The following is a 414-nucleotide window of genomic DNA, read 5'->3' as shown; positions in this document are numbered from 1 at the left end:
CGCGGCGTTCGTACAGGGTGATGCGCCAGCCCTGCCGTGACAGCAGGATGGCCAGCAGGGACCCGGCGAGGCCGGCACCGATAATGCTCAACGAGCGGGAAGCGTGTGCGATCAACGAACTGTCCAGCAGCAGGAAAGGGGCCGGCTCAAAGGCCTGCCCAGGCTTCCACTTCCTCGACGAAGTGGTGCACGTCCAGGTAGCGGTTGTAGAGCGGGGTGGGCGAGATGCGGATCACGTCGGGTTCGCGCCAGTCGCCCAGTACGCCGATGCCGCGCAGGTGTTCGAACAGCGCACGCCCCCGTTCGCGGCCGCCGATCACGCGCAGCGACAACTGGCAGCCGCGGCGCTGCGGGTCGGCCGGGGTGATGATGTCCAGCACCTGGGGCAGGCGCGCGCGCACCAGTGCTTCGAGC

At 68.8% G+C, this 414-nt stretch carries 1 pseudogene; it reads right to left on the bottom strand.

Features of this window, described 5'->3' with window-relative positions:
* Positions 1 to 146 precede the first annotated feature (146 nt).
* Positions 147 to 414, bottom strand: a pseudogene (locus EN850_RS33785) (hypothetical protein); the annotation flags it as partial.

Origin of the sequence: Mesorhizobium sp. M8A.F.Ca.ET.207.01.1.1 (assembly GCF_004794715.1) — a bacterium.
In the GTDB taxonomy this organism is placed as follows: Bacteria; Pseudomonadota; Alphaproteobacteria; order Rhizobiales; family Rhizobiaceae; genus Mesorhizobium.
This window is presented reverse-complemented; position numbering and strand designations above follow the sequence as displayed.